The organism is Vibrio sp. OPT41, from assembly GCF_015163595.1.
Lineage (GTDB): Bacteria > Pseudomonadota > Gammaproteobacteria > Enterobacterales > Vibrionaceae > Vibrio > Vibrio alginolyticus.
Map to the genome: position 1 here is coordinate 222,702 of NZ_JADDYH010000016.1, position 18,953 is coordinate 241,654.

Consider the following 18,953-nt stretch of genomic DNA (forward strand, 5'->3'; position numbering starts at 1 on the left):
CTTTCAGTCTGGTATAAAGAATGAGTTACCGTGCTTTTCAAACAAGGAAGAAAAATGCAGCTGCCTTCGCCACTGATTTCTATCGCTGAATCTGCCGTACAAAACGCCCAAGACGCAGGTTATTTTCCCCTTTGGCCCGATGAGGTTGCGCAGCAATTTCGTTATGTGGCGGGCTTAAGCCAGTTTATAACTGAAGCCATTCATCGCGATGAAGTCCTAGCCCGTGAGTTGCCAAGTATGTTAGCGCAGCCAAGTCGTCAGGAGTCTTACCGCTCACGCCTTGCTGAACTGTTGGAACAATGTCCTGATGAGATGTTTGGTCATCGCGTATTGCGTCAGTTTCGCAATCGAGAAATGGTGTACATTGCGTGGAAGGATTTCACGCATGCATGGTCTCTAGAGACGTCTTTAAGCCACTTATCTGAGTTGGCAGAAGCGATGATTTTTGAAACCTATCAATGGCAATATCAAGTGTGTTGTCAGGAGTGGGGCACGCCAATAAGTGAGGACGGTGAAGTGCAGCCGATGTTAATTATCGGCATGGGGAAACTGGGTGGTGGCGAGCTAAACTTTTCTTCCGATATTGATCTAATTTTCACGTACCCAGAGAATGGTGAAACCCAAGGCGCACGCCGAAGCATTGCCAATGCCCAGTTCTTTACTCGTCTTGGTCAACGCATCATCAAAGCGCTCGACCAACAAACCTTCGATGGTTTTTGCTACCGCGTCGACATGCGGCTTCGCCCATTTGGAGAAAGTGGCCCCTTGGTTATGAGCTATGCCGCACTTGAAGATTATTACCAAGAACAGGGACGAGATTGGGAACGTTACGCGATGATCAAAGCTCGGGTGATGGGATGTGAGATGTACCCGCAGTATCAAGAGCTACGCCAAATGCTGCGCCCTTTTGTTTTTCGTCGTTATATTGATTTCAGTGCGATTCAATCTTTGCGTCGAATGAAGTCGATGATCAGTAGCGAGGTTCGCCGCCGAGGGTTGAATAACAACATTAAGCTAGGTGCGGGTGGCATCCGAGAAATTGAATTTATCGCTCAAGTTTTTCAATTGATTCGAGGTGGTCGAGAACCTTCTTTGCGTAATCGAGGGCTGTTGGAAACGCTGCAAGGCATTGAAGAGCTGGCATTGCTTACTCCACAAGAAGTCAGCGATCTAGAAGCCGCATACAAGTACTTGCGTCAATTAGAAAACTTGTTGCAAGCAATGGCGGATAAGCAAACCCAGACGCTGCCTGATTGCGAAACCGAACGCTTAAAGCTCGCCACCGCGATGAAAATGAGCTGTTGGGAGCAATTAATTGAGCAAACCCAGCAGCATATGGCAAATGTTCACCAAGTTTTTGAATCACTAATTGGTGATGATGAAGAAGACGAGGGGACTACCGTTGCTCGTCATTTTCATGAGCTATGGGATATGGCCGACAAACAAGACGTTCTTGAGCATATCTTGCAGCAGGATATTCAGATTGAAGACTTTGCTTCATGCGCGAAAACCATCATCAACTTTAAAACCGATCTGGCCAAAAAAACGTTAGGCCCACGTGGACGCGAAGTGCTCAATCGTTTGATGCCGAAAGTGTTTGATGCGGTCTTTGCCCATCCTGATGCACAGTTTGGTTTATCTCGTGTACTTCACTTGCTACACAACATCTGCACTCGCACAACTTACTTGGAATTATTGGATGAGCATCCAGCGGCTCTGGTGCAGCTCGTACGTTTGTGTACCGCAAGCCCAATGATTTCAGAGCAGCTGTCTCGTTATCCTATCTTGCTTGATGAGTTGATCGACCCTGCGCAGCTGTACAATCCCATTCCATTAGACAGTTACCGTACAGAGCTGCGTGATTATTTGGCGCGTATTCCTGAAGATGATATGGAACAGCAAATGGAAGCGTTGCGTCAGTTTAAGCAAATTTGTATTTTGCGTATTGCAGCGGCAGATATTGCTGGCGCATTGCCAGTGATGAAAGTGAGTGACCATTTAACTTATTTAGCGGAAGCTATCGTGGATGCGGTGATCAGTCAGGCTTGGTTGCAAGTGTCTGAAAAGTACGGCGAGCCAACGCATGTGAAAGATCGTGAAGGTAAAGGCTTTGCTGTAATTGGTTATGGTAAAGTCGGAGGGTGGGAGCTCGGCTATAACTCCGATTTGGATATTGTCTTCATGCATGACTGCCCCGTCAATGTCTACACTGACGGCAAGAAAGAGATTGATGGTCGTCAGTTCTACCTTCGTTTAGCACAGCGTATCATTCATATTTTCTCCACTCGCACCGCTTCCGGTATTTTATACGAGGTCGATACCCGATTGCGTCCGTCCGGTGCATCGGGTTTGTTGGTTAGCCCAACGGATGCGTTCGACGACTATCAACATCAAGACGCGTGGACATGGGAACATCAAGCACTTGTCCGCGCGCGCATGATTTATGGTGATGAACCACTGGCAATTGCATTTCACAATACGCGGCATGATGTGTTGTGCAAAGCACGCGATCAAGCTGAACTGAAAAAAGACGTTGTCGAAATGAGAGAAAAAATGCGCGGTCATCTTGGGGGGAAAAAGCCAGGCCGCTTTATGCTCAAGCAAGATGTAGGTGGGATTACCGATATCGAATTTCTCGCTCAGTACCTAGTGCTCAACTATAGTCACGATAAGCCGAAATTGACGCGTTGGTGTGATAATGTGCGCATCTTTGAAACGCTCATTGCGCAAGATGTTATGGACGAAGACCAAGCAATGCAGTTGATACGTGCTTACACGACAATGCGCAACGAAATACACCGCCGAAATCTACTCAATTTAGACGCTGATGTGGTGGAAGATAAGTTTGTTGCCGAAAGGGAGTGGGTAAAACAGGCTTGGAATCAGTGGTTCAGTTAAGACCATATATTTAGCCTCGATAAGGGCTGTGATAAACTCACTTCGATTTAATTTTTGGAGACCAACAATGAAACCAATTCTACCTGATTACAACAGCGCTGGTGTGCTCATCATCGGTGATGTCATGCTAGATCGTTACTGGTATGGCCCAACCGGGCGCATTTCTCCTGAAGCGCCGGTTCCTGTTGTAAAAGTAGAAAACAATGAAGAGCGTCCTGGTGGTGCTGCGAACGTTGCGATGAACATCGCATCACTAGGTGGCCATGCTCACATTGTTGGTCTAACTGGGGAAGATGAGCCTGCAAAAGTGCTGACGGAGACGCTGAGCTCACTCAATGTGAAGTGCGATTTCGTTGCACTGCCTGATTACCCAACGATTACGAAGCTTCGCGTAATGAGCCGTGGACAACAGCTTATTCGTCTCGACTTCGAAGACAAGTTTGAAAACACAGATTCTGCACCTGTGCTATCACGTATGGATGCCGCACTGCCAAACGTTAAAGCCGTGATTATGTCTGACTACGCAAAAGGTTCGTTAGAGCATGTTCAGGCATACATTCAAAAAGCGCGCGCAGCAAATATTCCGGTTTTCATTGACCCGAAAGGTGCTGATTTTGAACGCTACCGTGGCGCAACACTTCTTACGCCAAACATGAAAGAGTTCGAAGACGTTGTAGGTAAAGTGAAATCTGACCAAGAGCTAGTAGAGAAAGCACTGGCTTTGGTTGAAGAGTTTGAATTTGAAGCGCTTTTAGTGACACGCAGCGAAAATGGAATGACCTTGATTCGTCGTGGCCAGGAACCCTTCCACCTTCCAACTCAAGCGAAAGAAGTGTACGACGTGACAGGTGCTGGCGACACGGTTATCTCTGTATTGGCAGCGTCTGTTGCCGCAGGCAAATCATTTGAAGAAGCGTGTGCACTAGCAAACGCAGCGGCAGGTGTTGTGGTTGGAAAACTAGGCACGTCAACGCTTTCTGAGATTGAATTAGCAGAAGCGGTACATGGCAGCCAAGACACGGATTACGGTGTTATTTCAGAAAAAGCACTGATCGAAGCGGTGAAAAAAGCACGTGCTCGTGGCGAGAAAGTCGTTATGACAAATGGCTGCTTTGATATTCTACACGCTGGCCATGTGTCTTACTTAAACCATGCTGCTGAACTGGGCGATCGCCTAATCGTTGCGGTAAATACCGATGAGTCAGTAAAACGCCTTAAAGGCCCTGGTCGTCCGGTAAACCCAACCGATCGCCGCATGGCGGTGTTGGCAGGTTTGGGCGCTGTGGATTGGGTTGTACCATTTAGTGAAGATACGCCGCAGCGTTTGATCTCAGAAGTTCTACCAAGCTTGCTAGTAAAAGGCGGTGACTACAAACCAGAAGAGATTGCTGGTGGTAAAGAAGTCATTGCGGCGGGTGGTGAAGTTCGTGTATTGAACTTTGAAGATGGCTGCTCGACCAGTGAAATCATTAATGCAATCAAAGGCGGTAAGGGCTAAGGCTGCTGTTTGTTAGCATTGAAATGCTATTTGCTCATAAAGGTCGCTAAGTGCGGCCTTTTTGATACTTGTAGTTCAGAGGCACTTTTAAGCTCTGAACTACAAGTAATAAAAAACGCCAGCTGATAACTCAACTGGCGTTTTTTATTTATTAAGACCTGAAGTATTCAGTTCGCGGTTATTTTGCCGCTTTCAAACCTGCATCAACGTCCAAGATGTCTTGTTCGCTTAGCGTACCAACTGCTTGGCGTAGCTGAAGAACACTTAAAATGTAGTCGTAACGAGCGTTCGATAGGTTTTTGTTCGCATCGTATAGACGACGAGTCGCGTCCAGTACATCAACGATAGTACGAGTACCTACATCAAAGCCAGCTTCTGTTGCTTCTAGTGCAGAGCGTGCAGAAATAACCGCTTGCTCATACGCACGTAATGCGCCGATAGAGGCGTTAATGTTGTTGTTTTGTGCGCGAACATCTTTGACTACGCTACGGTACTGTGCTTCAAGATCTTCGCTTGCTGCCACGTACGCGTATTCAGCTTGTTTGGTTTGAGAGGTTACGTTACCACCTGTGTATAGCGGTACAGCAAGGTTCACACCAATATTGAAGTTGTCTGTCGTGTTGTCACGAGAGCTATGAGAAGTATCACCGTAGTTGTAACCACCGTCTAGAGAGAGCGTTGGTAGGTGGCCAGAGCTTGCTAGTGAAATATTGTCACGCGCAATGTCTTGAAGAATACGTGAAGATAGCAAGGTCAGGTTTTTGGTTTTTGCTTCATCAATGAGGGATTCAGCTGGTACGGTCGATGGGCTAGCAGTGAAGCGGCCAGTGTCCAAAATGTTGAGATCTTTGTGCTCTTGGCCTGTAATTTCACGCAGTGACTCGTAGCTATTAGTTAGCGCGTTTTCTGCCAACACTTCGTCCGCTAGCACTTGGTCGTACTGAGCTTGTGCGTCATGCACGTCAGTGATTGCAGACAAACCTACTTCAAAACGCTGTTTAGTTTGCTCAAGTTGACGGCCAACCGCGGCTTTTTCTGCACGTACGAAAACAAGATTATCTTGTGCGCGTAGAACTTCAAAATACGCTTGTGACACGCGAAGAATCAGTGCCTGTTGCGTCGCTGCGTAAGTTGCGTCTGCTTGGCGAGCACTTTTCTCAGCAGTATCTAGAGAGATCCAAGATGCGCGGTTGTAAAGTGCTTGTGAAAAGCTAACGCCAGCGGTTAGCGCGTTGCCATCGTTTGATACGTCGCTAATTAGATTTGAATCGTATTCAGTATCACCACGAGTTAAATTGTAACCCGCAGTAAGGTTGATCTGTGGTAATAGAGCACTACGGCTTGAGGTGATTGCTTCGAAAGCTTGGTCACGTTGTGCTGCTACACTGAGCAATTGTGGATCATTTTGTTTTGCCAAGTCGTAGATTTCAGCCAAAGAGTCTGCGAACGCAGACGTACTCATGCTACCTAGCGCTGCACTGATAAATAGTGGAAGCAATTTTTTCATTTTCTATTCCCGCGGTCCATAGATTGGTTAATTCTCAGTAGTTTAACTCAATTTGCACGATATTTACTCTAAAGTTTGCACTTTTTTACACGTAATTATCCACTTGTGCAATAAATTTTTAGCGAAGACTTAAATTAATTTGTAACTATTATACAAAAAGTTGAGCCAAGTCCTTTGAGCAAGCGAATAACAATGAGTAAACTACAGGATTCACTCAGAGAGGTGTTGAATGCAACAGCGTGACAAACAACAACAAGATTTTACTTCGCGAGATGTAAAAGTCATCTCGAAAGAAACCTTATTTGAAGGTTTTTTCAAAATGGTGAAATACCGCTTTCAGCATAGGCTATTTGCTGGTGGTTGGAGTGGAGTTGTCGAACGAGAAATGTTCGAGCGTGGTCACGCAGCAGCGATGCTTCCTTATGATCCAAAGACGGACCAGGTCGTAATCATTGAACAGATTCGTATTGGCGCGTTGGAACATGAACACCCTTGGCAGCTAGAAATTGTCGCCGGTATGATTGACCGCGATGAATCTGCTGAAGCCGTAATTCGTCGAGAGGCTGTCGAAGAAGCGGGGATTCAGGTGGGGCGCGTTGTACCTGTTACTTCTTATTATCCTTCGGCTGGTGGTTGCTCGGAAAAGCTAGACGTCTTTGTTGGTGAAGTGGATGCGTCTAAAGCGCACGGCATTCATGGTTTAGACTATGAGAATGAAGATATCCGCGTTCATGTCATGAGTCGTGAAACGGCGTATCAATGGGTGAAGGACGGAAAATTTGAAAATGGTGCGTCGATTATTGCGTTGCAATGGCTGCAATTACACCATCAAGAGTTAAAGTCAGAATGGGGACTATCCCAAACGGTGGAGAGTGAGTAATGGCACAATTGGCTGAAAAACAACAATATCATGTTGATTTAGCTGGTCTTATGAGAACGTATGAGACCAACTACGCTAAGTTGAACGCCTTATTGCCTGCTTCTGCCGAAGTTGGGGATGTACGTTGCTACCAAGCGGCGAACATGGTTTACCAATTGACCGTGAATGAAATCACAAAATACACCACAGTTGTTGAGATATGTCAGAGTGATGAAACGCCAGTGTTTCCTTTACCGACGATGTCTGTCAGGCTTTATCATGATGCGAGAGTAGCCGAAGTATGCTCAAGCGGAGAGTTCTCTCGCATAAAAGCTAAGTATGATTATCCCAATGACCAACTGATGCAGAAAGATGAAAAGCATCAATTAAACACATTCCTCGGTGAATGGCTGACGTTTTGTTTACGAAGTGGTATCAGTAGAACACCACTTGCCTTCAATTGATCGTCACGTCACTAAAGGAAAATAACAAATAACGATATAGTGGACGAATCAGGTTTTCATTTTGCAATCATCTAGTGACAGCATCAAACTTTTACAAATTACGGATACTCATCTGTTTGCTGCCGATGAGGGAAGTTTGCTAAGCGTAAAAACAGTCGATAGCTTCAATGCTGTTGTTGCTGATGTTTTACGCCGCAACGTGGCGTTTGATTACATCTTGGCGACGGGGGATATTTCCCAAGACCATAGTGCAGAATCTTATCAGCGCTTTGCCAACGGCATTGAACCGCTAGAGAAAGACTGTTTTTGGCTACCTGGTAATCATGATTACAAGCCTAATATGGGCAGTGTTTTGCCTTCGCCACAAATCAAAGCCGCAGAGCATGTGTTGCTTGGCGAGCATTGGCAGTTAATTCTTTTAGACTCGCAAGTGGTTGGCGTTCCTCATGGGCGCTTGAGCGATCAGCAATTAACGCTACTCGAAGAAAAGCTAGCCGAACACCCAGAAAGACACACACTTGTTTTGTTGCATCATCACCCGTTACTGGTGGGAAGCGCGTGGCTTGATCAACATACTTTAAAAGATGCCGAAGCGTTTTGGCAGGTTGTCGAGCGTTTTGATAACGTGAAAGGCATTCTCTGTGGTCATGTTCATCAAGATATGAATGTGCTTCACAAGGGCATTCGAGTGATGGCAACACCCTCAACTTGTGTTCAGTTTAAGCCTAACTCGGATGATTTTGCCCTTGATACCACTTCGCCTGGTTGGCGGGAGCTGCAACTACACGCTTGTGGCGATATTACGACCCAAGTAGGTCGGCTTCCCGATGGCCAGTTCCAACCAGACTTCTCTTCTAACGGCTACTAACGCGCCCGAGCTCTCTGTTCGGGCTCGCTTTTTTGTGCGAGATATCTATGAGTAAACCTTCACTTCTTCTCTATATCCATGGCTTTAATAGCTCTCCACTCTCCATGAAAGCGAATGTGATGAGAGCCTACTGCGAGCAACATAGGCCTGATATTAAGGTGATTGTTCCCCAGTTACCTTGTTATCCTCAGCAAGCGGCGAAAATGTTGTTGGATATTCTCGAGCAATATAAAGACGACTATAAAATTGGTCTAGTGGGCAGCTCATTAGGCGGTTTTATGTCAACGTGGCTAAATGACAAGTTTGGGTTTAAAGCGGTAGTGGTCAACCCCGCAGTCAAGCCTTATGAGTTGCTAGTAGATTATTTGGGTAAGCAAACTAACCCATATACGCATGAAACCTATACACTTGAAGCTTGTCATATTGACGAGTTAAAAGCTCTTGATGTACAAAGCATCGCGTCGCCACATTCTTTTTGGTTATTGCAACAAACAGAAGATGAGGTTTTAGACTATCGACAAGCGGTAGATAAGTTTGCAGACGCTAAGCAAACAGTAGAACAAGGCGGTGATCACAGTTTTGTAGGCTTTGAGCGTTATCCTGCACAGATTATCGAGTTTCTAGAACTGTAATTCGAAAGCGATTGGAAAAGGCTCATAGTTTTTATTGATATATCCAACCGTTTCTTGACATGGGCGGTATGCTTTCCGACTATGTTTTGCCAAAAGATCTTAAGGGTCGAGGACCCTGGCTACTTTGTTATGCATCATGTTTACAAACTCTTAGTGATGTGAACAGGGTGGCTTTTTCGTTTCCTGAGTATGGGTACGCCCATTGGTGATACTCAGGCAACAAGTAAACTTTGAGAATAATTCCGTATTATGACTGAACAATATAATGCTGGTGCCATTGAAGTACTGAATGGCTTAGAGCCAGTACGTCGCCGACCAGGGATGTATACGGATACAGCGCGCCCAAACCATTTGGGCCAAGAAGTTATCGACAACAGTGTCGATGAAGCGCTAGCCGGACATGCCTCAAAAGTACAAGTCATCCTACATGCTGACCAATCACTCGAAGTGATCGATGATGGTCGAGGCATGCCTGTTGATATCCACCCAGAAGAGAAAGTATCAGGCGTAGAGCTAATTCTATGTAAGCTACATGCGGGTGGTAAGTTCTCTAACAAAAACTACCAATTCTCTGGTGGTTTGCACGGGGTAGGTATATCTGTAGTAAACGCGTTGTCAAAACGCGTTGAAGTAACAGTTCGTCGTGATGGTCAAGTGTATGAAATTGCATTTGAACACGGCGAGAAAGTGTCTGATCTGACCGTAACTGGCACATGTGGTCGTCGTAATCGCGGTACCAGCGTACATTTCTGGCCTGATGCGAAGTACTTCGATTCGGCTAACTTCTCTGTGACGCGCTTAGTCAACAACCTGCGCGCAAAAGCGGTTTTGTGTCCGGGTTTAGAAATCACATTAACCGACAAAGTTAATGGCAAAGACTATAAGTGGTACTACGAAGATGGTTTGAAAGACTATCTTGCGGAAGGTGTAAAAGGCTATCCAGTTATTCCTGAAGAACCATTTACTGGTGAGTTCTTGGCGGATACTGAAGCGGCAAACTGGGCGGTAATTTGGCAGCCAGAAGGCGGTGAGATGATCACCGAAAGCTACGTTAACCTGATCCCAACCGCTCAAGGTGGTACACACGTTAATGGTTTACGCCAAGGCTTGTTGGAAGCGATGCGCGAATTCTGTGAGTTCCGTAATCTATTACCTCGTGGTGTGAAGCTAACGGGTGATGACGTTTTCGACCGCTGTTCTTACGTGCTGTCGGTTAAAATTCAAGATCCACAATTTGCAGGCCAGACCAAGGAACGTCTCTCTTCTCGTCAAACCGCGGCATTTGTCTCTGGCGTTGTAAAAGATGCGTTCAGTCTTTGGTTGAACGAAAAGCCTCAGCTCGCAGAGCAATTGGCAGAAGTCTGTATCGCTAACGCGCATCGTCGTATGCGAGCGGCGAAAAAAGTCGTACGTAAGAAAGTGGCTTCTGGCCCGGCACTGCCAGGTAAGTTGACCGACTGTTCTGCACAGGACTTAAGTCGCACGGAAATCTTCTTTGTGGAGGGTGACTCTGCGGGTGGCTCGGCAAAACAGGCACGTGACCGTGAATTCCAAGCCGTGATGCCACTGCGTGGTAAGATCTTGAACACTTGGGAAGTCTCTGCCGATCAAGTTCTTGCGTCTCAAGAAGTACACGATATCTCCGTTGCTTTGGGTATTGACCCAGATAGCGACAACCTCGAGAGTCTTCGTTACGGTAAGATCTGTATCCTTGCCGATGCGGACTCGGATGGTCTTCACATCGCAACGCTGCTTTGTGCTCTATTTACTCGTCACTTCCGCGCACTAGTGGAAGCGGGTCATATCTATGTGGCGATGCCGCCTCTGTATCGAATCGACTGCGGGAAAGAAGTGTTCTACGCCCTCGATGATGATGAAAAAGATGGCATTTTAGAGCGCTTGTCGAAGAAGAAAGCCAAAATCAACGTGCAACGATTCAAAGGTCTGGGTGAGATGAACCCACTTCAGTTGCGTGAAACCACCATGGATCCGAACACGCGTCGCTTAGTGCAGTTAACCATTGACGACTCTACGGCGACCATGGAAATGATGGACATGCTGCTAGGTAAAAAGCGTGCAGATGACCGTCGTTCTTGGCTACAAAACAACGGCGACTTGGCAGAGGTGTAACGGATGTCTACAGAAATTACCTACGATGGCGTCGAACAATTGCCAATGCGCAAGTTCACTGAAGACGCTTATCTGAACTACTCGATGTACGTAATCATGGACCGCGCCTTGCCATACATTGGTGATGGCTTAAAGCCGGTTCAACGACGCATCATTTATGCGATGTCAGAGCTTGGTCTCTCTGCATCAGCAAAATACAAAAAATCTGCACGTACCGTTGGTGACGTGCTAGGTAAATACCATCCGCACGGTGATTCAGCGTGTTACGAAGCGATGGTATTGATGGCTCAGCCATTCTCTTACCGCTATCCATTAGTGGATGGTCAAGGTAACTGGGGTGCGCCAGATGATCCGAAATCATTTGCGGCAATGCGTTATACCGAAGCAAAACTGTCTAAGTTTGCTGAAGTATTGCTTGGCGAACTTGGCCAGGGAACGGTTGAATGGCAACCTAACTTTGATGGCACAATGAAAGAGCCACAAATGTTGCCAGCACGTCTGCCTCACATCCTGCTCAACGGTGTAACCGGCATTGCCGTTGGTATGGCAACAGACATCCCACCGCACAACGTTCGTGAAATCGCAGATGCGACTATTCATTTGATCGACAACCCGAAAGCAGAACTGCCGGACGTGATGCAGTATGTCAAAGGTCCGGATTACCCAACAGAAGCAGAAATTATCTCGCCGCAAGCGGATATCGAGAAGATTTACCGCAACGGTCGTGGCAGCATCAAAATGCGCGCGGTTTGGCATAAAGAAGGTTCTGATATTGTTATCACTTCTTTGCCTCACCAAGTATCGGGTGCCAAACTGCTTGAGCAAATCGCTAACCAGATGCGTGCGAAGAAGCTGCCAATGGTTGACGATCTTCGTGACGAATCGGATCACGAGAACCCAACGCGTATCGTTGTGGTGCCTAAGTCAAACCGCGTCGATTGTGATTTGTTGATGAACCACTTGTTCGCATCAACGGATCTTGAGCGCAGTTACCGCGTTAACTTGAACATGATTGGTTTGGATAACCGTCCTCAAGTTAAAGGTCTGGTGCAAATTCTGTCTGAGTGGATCGAGTTCCGTCGTACGACTGTGCGTCGTCGTCTACAACACCGCCTAGACAAAGTCATGGCTCGTCTACACATCTTGGAAGGTTTGTTGGTTGCTTACCTCAACCTAGATGAAGTGATTGAGATCATCCGTACTGAAGACGATCCAAAAGCGGTGCTGATGGAACGCTTTGGTATTACCGATATCCAAGCGGATGCAATTTTAGATACCAAACTTCGTCATCTAGCGAAACTAGAAGAGATGAAGATCCGTGGTGAGCAAGACGAGCTAGAGAAAGAGCGTGAGAAGCTAGAACAGCTACTCGGTTCTGAGCGTCGTCTGAATACACTACTGAAAAAAGAAATCAAAGCAGACGCAGAGAAATACGGTGATGACCGTCGCTCTCCAATGGTTGAGCGTGCAGAAGCAAAAGCGCTGACTGAACGTGACCTCGTACCAAGTGAGCCAATCACGGTTGTGCTTTCTGAGAAAGGTTGGATTCGTCACGCGAAAGGCCATGACGTGGATGCCGAAGGCTTAAACTATAAGTCGGGTGATAAGTATTTAGCGCATGCTCGAGGTAAGAGTAATCAGCCTGCGGTATTCCTAGGTAGTGACGGTCGAAGTTACTCTCTGGAATCGCACTCACTGCCTTCTGCTCGTAGTCAAGGTGAGCCGATTACCGGTCGCTTGAATATTACGGCTGGTAGCAGTATTCGCCAAGTCATCATGAGTGAAGAAGATCAGCTGTGGCTGGTGGGTTCAGATGCAGGTTACGGCTTTGTATGTAAAGGCGCGGACTTGCTGTCTAAAAACCGCAGTGGTAAAGCGCTCGTCACTTTACCTGCCAACTCTGAGATCATGACGCCAAAAGAGATTGAAGATTTAGACTCTGATGAAATCTTAGCAATCACTAACCAAGGTCGCATGCTGCTGTTCCCAATCAAAGACTTGCCACAACTGGCGAAAGGTAAAGGGAATAAGATCATCAACATTCCTGCTGCTAAAGCAAAAGAGCGAGAAGAAGTACTATCTCACTTAATGTCTTTACCAAAAGGTGCATCGTTAACGCTGTACGCGGGTAAGCGAAAGTTGGGTCTTAAACCGTCTGACCTTGATAACTTCCGTGGCGAACGTGGTCGCCGAGGTGGGTTATTACCGAGAGGTTTGCAGCGAGTCACTCGCATTGAAGTTGAGCTAGATGATTCCGATACGACGGAAACACTGAGCGATAGCGAGTAACGCACAAATAAAAATCCCAGCCAATGGCTGGGATTTTTTATGCTTCTTGCTTGTCTTCAGCAATGGTGACTTTCAAGGTCATCTCTTTTCCTTTGCGAATAATGCCGACATCCACGGTGGTGCCAGGCCGTAAATCGGTGACGATATCCATAACGCTCTGACGCCCCTGAACCTTATTGCCATCAATACTGATAATGATATCTTGTTTTTGAAAGCCAGCCGCATTGGCAGGACCATTTGGATCAATACCAAGTACGACAATACCACCTATGTGTTCATTTCCAAGTAGGCGAGCAGTGACCGCATTAATGTCTTGGCCGTCGATTCCAATATAACCACGAATCACGCGGCCATCAGCGATGATTTTCTGCATGATCTTACTGGCTAGCGGCGCAGGGATCGCAAAAGAGATCCCGTAAGTTTCTAAATCTGTCGCTTGCTGAAAAGAGGCGGTATTAATGCCGACGAGCTCGCCTTGTGTGTTCACTAGGGCTCCACCAGAGTTACCTTCATTGATGGCGGCATCGGTTTGAATGAATGCTTGACGACCATCGCTAATAGATGAACGACCTGTGGCAGAAATAATGCCGAACGTTGTGGTTTGTCCAAGGTTGTATGGGTTACCGATGGCTAGTACTACATCGCCCACTTGTGGTTTGTAATTAGAGTTCAGAGGGATTACGGGCAAATTCGAACCTTCGACACGCAGCACGGCTATATCAGTACGCTTATCTGTCCCCACGAGCTGAGCCGCTGCGGCTCTGCCGTCTTGTAATGCCACAACAATTTGATCAGCTTGAGCAACCACATGATAGTTAGTAATGATGTAGCCTTTCTCACTAACAATGACCCCTGACCCCAGACCTTGAGTCGAGAGTTTACTGCGATCATTCTCAACATACTTACGACTGTAGATGTTTACTACGGCAGGCGCTGCTCTTCGGACCGCTTGATTAAACGTCAACTCGACTGATGCGATATTAACAGGTTGAGGATCAAGCGCGGCAGGAATTACGTTGTTGCGCAAAGATGGAACCGCCAGTAATACCACTGCGGCAGTAGCCAAGCCTAAAAAGACAGAACGTAATAAAAAGCTGAGCATATCCTCTCCATGCGTGAGCGCCAAAATGGCATCGAAGATGAAGAATAGCATTACATTGAAAAATAACAAAAGGGCAGCACGTCATCGCGCTGCCCTTTTCATTAGTTATTGAGCGATAAGGAAAAGTGATCGAGCCTTATCACTCAGTACTATGCATCGGAAACCTTATTTTCTATCACTTTGAAAGTGGTTAACGAATGACAAGATAAATAGTACGCTCACCACGTTGAATATTAAGAGCCAGTACACCTTTGTGTTTCTCTACGATTGTACGAAGCTCGGCAAGGTTTTTCACTCGTTGACGGTTCACACCGATAATAATGTCACCTTGTTGTAATTGATATTGAGCAGCCGGAGAGTTATCTGCAACGCTCGATACTTTAACACCTTGGATTACATCACTTGGTGTTGTATTGCTTAACTCCGCACCTTTGAGTCCCTCATGTAATGTCTCCGCTTTAGCTTTCATATTCGTAGATTCGCCAAGCGTTACATCAAAGGTTTTATTCTTACCATCTCGAACCACACCTAATGTGATTTCTTTACCTGCGCCCAGTGTTGCCACTTTTGCGCGGAGCTCTGAGAAAGTATTAATCGCTTTGCCGTTCACCGATACAATTACGTCACCGGCTTTTAACCCTGCTTTATCGGCTGCGCTGTCCGGTACGACTTGACCAATAAAGGCCCCTTTACTCGATTCGTAACCCAATGCATCAGCTAGCTCAGAGGTTACTTCGCCACCTTGCACACCCAACATGCCGCGTTTGACTTCACCAAACTCTAGAATTTGATCGGTGAGGTTTTTCATCATGTTTGATGGAATCGCAAAGCCAATACCCACATTACCGCCGTTAGGGCCTAAAATCGCAGTATTAATACCGATCAGCTCACCATTAAGGTTGACCAATGCACCACCAGAGTTACCGCTGTTAATTGCGGCATCGGTTTGGATGAAGTTTTCGAAGTTTTCAACGTTTAAGCCACTACGACCAAGGGCTGAAACAATACCCGAAGTCACAGTTTGACCGAGTCCAAATGGGTTACCAATCGCAACCGTAAAGTCACCGACACGCAGTTTGTCGGAATCCGCGACTTTAATCTGCGTTAAGTTTTTCGCTTTCTCTAATTTAAGTAACGCAACATCGGCCATTTCATCACCGCCAACGAGCGTAGCGTCATACTCGCGCCCGTCAAAGAGGCGAACTCGAATCTCATCTGCGCCCTTGATCACGTGGTAGTTAGTGACAATATGGCCTTTCTTCGCATCAATAATGACACCAGACCCTAAACCTCTGAACGGGCGCTCTCGCCTTTGTTCCATAGGAAAGTCTGGGCCAAAGAAAAATTGAAATTGCTCGGGAATGCGGCTGGTTTGTACTTGTTTACCTTCTACAGCAATACTCACAACAGCTGGGGTCACCTTCTCAAGCATTGGTGCCAAGCTAGGTAACTGTTGGCCATCCACATTCAAAGGTAATGCGGCAGTGGCTTGAACTGGGGCAATAATCGAACCCAAACTCAGAGATAGAACGGTGAGCGCAAGCAGTGGTTTTTTCATCCAATAACTCCTCTTGAAACATGTCTGCCAAAAAGAAATATCCGAACGGTTAGTTCACTTTGTTAATAACTAATATAGGGTCTAGTTCGGACAATCAAAAGGGGAGGCAGTGCACATCCAAGTTAGAGCGAAGGTGAGGTGAAAAAGTTCAAAAAAGGGCCGATACAAATGTATCGGCCCTAGATAGAAGTAAGAGAGGATTATGATGCTTTTGCGGTTACCGCTTCGGGAGCATTAATGATTTCTTTCTCTTGATCCTTCAAAAGACCGGTGGCGCCATTAGCGTAGTCTTTTGGTTGTTCGTTAAACTCTGGTTGATCTTCTGCAATAGTTTCAGACGACATTGCCGTTTTCTTATCAAACGGGTTGTCTTGTTCTGGTAAGTTTGGCAAAAGCTCAGAAGAGGTCTTGGCCATATGTTGGTATAGCTTGGTGTAATCTTTACCTAGGGTGTCCAACATTTCTGCGGTTTGTGCAAAATGATCGACGAGCTCTTGACGTTGTTGCTCTAATTCAAACTTGGCCGCTTCAAGTTCTTTCTGCACAGACTTTTGTTTCTTGTATTCAGGGGTGGTTAGTCTACTAATGACTACGCCTACGATTGTACCGACCAGCAAACCCACAATGGCATAAATCCAAGGCATAACTGCTCCTTATAGTTGTTTTAACAAGTCTTTTACTACTTAGTTACACGCGGTGCTCGTCCATGTTACTATGGCTTGAACAGCCGATAAAGAAAAATAGCAGTATGTCTTCGGGGACTGATAACTACTTCTCTCTATTCTCAAAGTTGACCCCGAGGTAACCCTTTTCTCTATACCTCTATACGACTTAATACGATGACACCACTACAACAATATCAAAAAGACATAGCAGAACACGGGTTTCAGCGTGATGAAGCTCAGTATCAAGCGGTCGTTGCATTAGACAAGCTTTACCATGCTATCGTTGAATTTCAGTCAGCGCCTGTGCCTCAGCTTTCCAAATGGCAAAAGCTAATGGGGAAAAAAATCGACAAGCCTGAACCACCAAAAGGCCTTTACTTTTGGGGTGGGGTAGGTCGCGGTAAAACCTACCTTATGGACGCATTTTTTGATGCTTTACCGACCCAAAGAAAAATGCGCGTCCACTTCCATCGATTTATGTATCGAGTACATGATGAGTTGAAGCTGTTAGGTGATGTCGAAAATCCGCTATCAAAAGTGGCGGATAAATTTAAAGAAGAAGCCGATGTGGTTTGCTTTGATGAATTTTTTGTTTCCGACATTACTGATGCGATGATCCTTGCAACGCTACTTCAAGAAATGTTCAAGCGGCAGATGATCCTAGTCGCGACTTCAAACATTGAGCCGCAGAACTTATATCGTAACGGTTTGCAAAGAGCGCGCTTTTTGCCCGCGATCGATATGATTTTGGCACGTTGTGAAGTGTTGAATGTCGATAGTGGCGTTGATTATCGCTTAAGAACGTTAGAACAGGCTGAAATATACCATTACCCGCTTGATGAGCAGGCTAGCATAAACCTTAACAAATATTATCAGCAGCTGACTGGAGAGCGTCAGTTTGTTGCTCATCAAATCGAAGTTAACCACCGTCAACTAGCGGTGATTGAAGCAAGCGATGGGGTGCTGCATGCGTCGTTTGCTCAGTTGTGTCAAACTGCTCGCAGTCAAAATGACTACATTGAATTGTCTCGTATTTACCACACGGTATTACTGGCAGATGTTCAACAAATGAACCGAAAAATAGATGATGCGGCGAGACGCTTTATCGCGCTGGTCGATGAGTTTTACGAGCGCAATGTTAAGTTGATTATTTCTGCTGAAGTGCCAATGGCCGATTTATATGCTGACGGGCAGTTAGAGTTCGAATTTAAGCGCTGTTTGTCTCGGCTTACTGAGATGCAAAGTCATGAGTATCTCGCGCGTGAACATTTGGCCTAGATCCAATGGGGTCTTAAAAAAGTGAAGAAAAAATTAGTGATTTGGCGCAAAAAAAGGTGATTTTTTCTTCGCTCTTCTCTATAATCCTGCGACCCACCGTTACTGCAGACCTGATTATCGAAGTTATTTCGAAATTGAAGGTCGAGAGTACCAACGACTCGAAGGGGTGATGACTGGGCTCTTAGACAGTGTGGGAGCACTATTGGGTGTTCCTTTAAAGTTTAAAATTTAATTAACGGGTTATTGTTAGCATGAAAACTTTCGTTGCTAAACCAGAAACTGTAAAACGCGACTGGTACGTTGTAGACGCTGAAGGTAAAACTCTTGGCCGTCTAGCAAGTGAAATTGCATCTCGCCTACGTGGCAAACATAAAGCTGAATACACTCCTCACGTTGACACTGGTGATTACATCATCGTTATCAACGCTGAGAAAGTTGCTGTAACTGGTAACAAAGCTAAGAACAAAGTGTACTACCGTCACTCTGAATTCCCAGGTGGTCTAAAATCTATCACTTTTGAAAAGTTGATCGATCGTAAACCTGAGATGGCTCTTGAGCTTGCAGTTAAAGGCATGCTTCCACGTGGTCCTCTAGGCCGTGCTATGTACCGTAAGCTAAAAGTTTACGCGGGCGCTGAGCACAACCATGTTGCTCAACAACCACAAGTACTAGACATCTAATTGGGGATTTCGAAAATGGCAGAGAATCAATACTACGGCACTGGCCGTCGCAAAAGCTCAGCTGCACGTGTTTTCATTAAACCAGGCAGCGGTAACATTGTAGTAAACAAGCGTAACCTTGACGAATACTTCGGTCGTCCAACAGCACGTATGGTTGTACAACAACCTCTAGAGCTAGTTGAACTAACTGAAAAGCTAGACCTTTACGTAACAGTTAAAGGCGGCGGTATTTCTGGTCAAGCTGGTGCTATCCGTCACGGTATCACTCGCGCGCTTATGGAATACGATGAGTCTCTACGTCCTGCTCTACGCGCAGCTGGCTACGTTACTCGTGACGCTCGTTGCGTTGAACGTAAGAAAGTTGGTCTACGTAAAGCACGTCGTCGTCCACAGTTCTCTAAGCGTTAATTTCCTCTTATCGGGAATTATGCTTTTCAGAGTTACTCTGGAAACTGTGTACCAAAAGCTCGGCTCTATGCCGGGCTTTTTTGTATTTAAAGCAACGAACAGCCTTCACTTATCATC

General features: G+C 46.1%; 15 protein-coding genes. 11 read left to right on the forward strand and 4 right to left on the reverse strand.

Features of this window, described 5'->3' with window-relative positions; translation table 11 throughout:
- Nucleotides 1–54: 54 nt before the first annotated feature.
- A complete protein-coding gene (gene glnE, locus IQP38_RS09855; protein ID WP_193837547.1) occupies nucleotides 55–2,898 on the forward strand; it encodes a bifunctional [glutamate--ammonia ligase]-adenylyl-L-tyrosine phosphorylase/[glutamate--ammonia-ligase] adenylyltransferase in 2,844 nt (947 codons plus the stop codon).
- 67 nt (nucleotides 2,899–2,965) lie between these two features.
- A complete protein-coding gene (gene hldE, locus IQP38_RS09860) occupies nucleotides 2,966–4,396 on the forward strand; it encodes a bifunctional D-glycero-beta-D-manno-heptose-7-phosphate kinase/D-glycero-beta-D-manno-heptose 1-phosphate adenylyltransferase HldE (RefSeq protein ID WP_017633601.1) in 1,431 nt (476 codons plus the stop codon).
- Between the two features lie 178 nt (nucleotides 4,397–4,574).
- Here hldE and tolC read toward each other — a convergent pair whose 3' ends face one another.
- Nucleotides 4,575–5,903, reverse strand: coding sequence for an outer membrane channel protein TolC (gene tolC / locus IQP38_RS09865; protein WP_005379884.1), 1,329 nt, complete (start codon nucleotides 5,901–5,903; stop codon nucleotides 4,575–4,577).
- Between the two features lie 229 nt (nucleotides 5,904–6,132).
- Here tolC and nudF point away from each other — a divergent pair, with 229 nt between their 5' ends.
- From nudF to parC, 6 genes are all read left to right on the forward strand, one after another.
- Nucleotides 6,133–6,783 carry an ADP-ribose diphosphatase gene (gene nudF, locus IQP38_RS09870; protein ID WP_017633602.1) on the forward strand — a complete coding sequence of 217 codons (651 nt, stop codon included), beginning with the start codon at nucleotides 6,133–6,135 and terminating at the stop codon, nucleotides 6,781–6,783.
- Entirely contained in the window at nucleotides 6,783–7,226 is a 444-nt protein-coding gene (locus IQP38_RS09875) for a DUF1249 family protein (RefSeq protein WP_017633603.1), read from the forward strand. Before nudF ends, IQP38_RS09875 begins: the two co-directional genes overlap by 1 nt.
- Nucleotides 7,227–7,287: 61 nt before the next feature.
- Complete coding sequence (cpdA, locus tag IQP38_RS09880) at nucleotides 7,288–8,094, forward strand: 3',5'-cyclic-AMP phosphodiesterase (protein ID WP_005387419.1); 807 nt, start codon at nucleotides 7,288–7,290, stop codon at nucleotides 8,092–8,094.
- A gap of 47 nt (nucleotides 8,095–8,141) precedes the next feature.
- Complete coding sequence (gene yqiA / locus IQP38_RS09885) at nucleotides 8,142–8,726, forward strand: esterase YqiA (RefSeq protein ID WP_161440773.1); 585 nt, start codon at nucleotides 8,142–8,144, stop codon at nucleotides 8,724–8,726.
- A gap of 249 nt (nucleotides 8,727–8,975) precedes the next feature.
- Nucleotides 8,976–10,856, forward strand: coding sequence for a DNA topoisomerase IV subunit B (gene parE / locus IQP38_RS09890; RefSeq protein ID WP_005387417.1), 1,881 nt, complete (start codon nucleotides 8,976–8,978; stop codon nucleotides 10,854–10,856).
- A gap of 3 nt (nucleotides 10,857–10,859) precedes the next feature.
- Nucleotides 10,860–13,145, forward strand: a complete 2,286-nt coding sequence (parC, locus tag IQP38_RS09895; RefSeq protein WP_130544765.1) for a DNA topoisomerase IV subunit A — start codon at nucleotides 10,860–10,862, stop codon at nucleotides 13,143–13,145.
- A gap of 37 nt (nucleotides 13,146–13,182) precedes the next feature.
- Here the strand turns inward: parC and degS are convergent, their stop codons facing one another.
- The 3 genes from degS to zapG all read right to left on the reverse strand — a co-directional run bounded on the left by degS (nucleotide 13,183) and on the right by zapG (nucleotide 16,449).
- Complete coding sequence (gene degS, locus IQP38_RS09900; protein WP_017633606.1) at nucleotides 13,183–14,247, reverse strand: outer membrane-stress sensor serine endopeptidase DegS; 1,065 nt, start codon at nucleotides 14,245–14,247, stop codon at nucleotides 13,183–13,185.
- A gap of 190 nt (nucleotides 14,248–14,437) precedes the next feature.
- Complete coding sequence (locus tag IQP38_RS09905) at nucleotides 14,438–15,805, reverse strand: Do family serine endopeptidase (RefSeq protein ID WP_025768400.1); 1,368 nt, start codon at nucleotides 15,803–15,805, stop codon at nucleotides 14,438–14,440.
- A 200-nt stretch (nucleotides 15,806–16,005) separates the two neighbouring features.
- The gene (gene zapG, locus IQP38_RS09910; RefSeq protein ID WP_005379861.1) at nucleotides 16,006–16,449 is read right to left on the reverse strand and encodes a Z-ring associated protein ZapG; all 444 of its coding nucleotides are present in this window, start codon (nucleotides 16,447–16,449) and stop codon (nucleotides 16,006–16,008) included.
- Nucleotides 16,450–16,644: 195 nt separating this feature from the next.
- Between zapG and zapE the strand changes: the two genes are divergently transcribed.
- The 3 genes from zapE to rpsI all read left to right on the forward strand — a co-directional run bounded on the left by zapE (nucleotide 16,645) and on the right by rpsI (nucleotide 18,836).
- Nucleotides 16,645–17,748, forward strand: coding sequence for a cell division protein ZapE (gene zapE, locus IQP38_RS09915; RefSeq protein WP_137281704.1), 1,104 nt, complete (start codon nucleotides 16,645–16,647; stop codon nucleotides 17,746–17,748).
- Between the two features lie 251 nt (nucleotides 17,749–17,999).
- Nucleotides 18,000–18,428 carry a 50S ribosomal protein L13 gene (rplM, locus tag IQP38_RS09920; protein WP_005372872.1) on the forward strand — a complete coding sequence of 143 codons (429 nt, stop codon included), beginning with the start codon at nucleotides 18,000–18,002 and terminating at the stop codon, nucleotides 18,426–18,428.
- A gap of 15 nt (nucleotides 18,429–18,443) precedes the next feature.
- A complete protein-coding gene (gene rpsI / locus IQP38_RS09925; RefSeq protein ID WP_005372876.1) occupies nucleotides 18,444–18,836 on the forward strand; it encodes a 30S ribosomal protein S9 in 393 nt (130 codons plus the stop codon).
- The last annotated feature ends 117 nt before the right edge of the window (nucleotides 18,837–18,953 follow it).

What these genes read in the sequence shown, in the direction of transcription:
- nudF (WP_017633602.1), top strand. Translation starts at nt 6,133, where the DNA reads ATGCAACAGCGTGACAAACAACAACAAGATTTTACTTCGCGAGATGTA.
- rplM (WP_005372872.1), top strand. Translation starts at nt 18,000, where the DNA reads ATGAAAACTTTCGTTGCTAAACCAGAAACTGTAAAACGCGACTGGTAC.
- zapE (WP_137281704.1), top strand. Translation starts at nt 16,645, where the DNA reads ATGACACCACTACAACAATATCAAAAAGACATAGCAGAACACGGGTTT.
- yqiA (WP_161440773.1), top strand. Translation starts at nt 8,142, where the DNA reads ATGAGTAAACCTTCACTTCTTCTCTATATCCATGGCTTTAATAGCTCT.
- tolC (WP_005379884.1), bottom strand. Translation starts at nt 5,903, where the DNA reads ATGAAAAAATTGCTTCCACTATTTATCAGTGCAGCGCTAGGTAGCATG.
- rpsI (WP_005372876.1), top strand. Translation starts at nt 18,444, where the DNA reads ATGGCAGAGAATCAATACTACGGCACTGGCCGTCGCAAAAGCTCAGCT.
- hldE (WP_017633601.1), top strand. Translation starts at nt 2,966, where the DNA reads ATGAAACCAATTCTACCTGATTACAACAGCGCTGGTGTGCTCATCATC.
- glnE (WP_193837547.1), top strand. Translation starts at nt 55, where the DNA reads ATGCAGCTGCCTTCGCCACTGATTTCTATCGCTGAATCTGCCGTACAA.
- parE (WP_005387417.1), top strand. Translation starts at nt 8,976, where the DNA reads ATGACTGAACAATATAATGCTGGTGCCATTGAAGTACTGAATGGCTTA.
- zapG (WP_005379861.1), bottom strand. Translation starts at nt 16,449, where the DNA reads ATGCCTTGGATTTATGCCATTGTGGGTTTGCTGGTCGGTACAATCGTA.
- parC (WP_130544765.1), top strand. Translation starts at nt 10,860, where the DNA reads ATGTCTACAGAAATTACCTACGATGGCGTCGAACAATTGCCAATGCGC.
- IQP38_RS09905 (WP_025768400.1), bottom strand. Translation starts at nt 15,805, where the DNA reads ATGAAAAAACCACTGCTTGCGCTCACCGTTCTATCTCTGAGTTTGGGT.
- IQP38_RS09875 (WP_017633603.1), top strand. Translation starts at nt 6,783, where the DNA reads ATGGCACAATTGGCTGAAAAACAACAATATCATGTTGATTTAGCTGGT.
- degS (WP_017633606.1), bottom strand. Translation starts at nt 14,247, where the DNA reads ATGCTCAGCTTTTTATTACGTTCTGTCTTTTTAGGCTTGGCTACTGCC.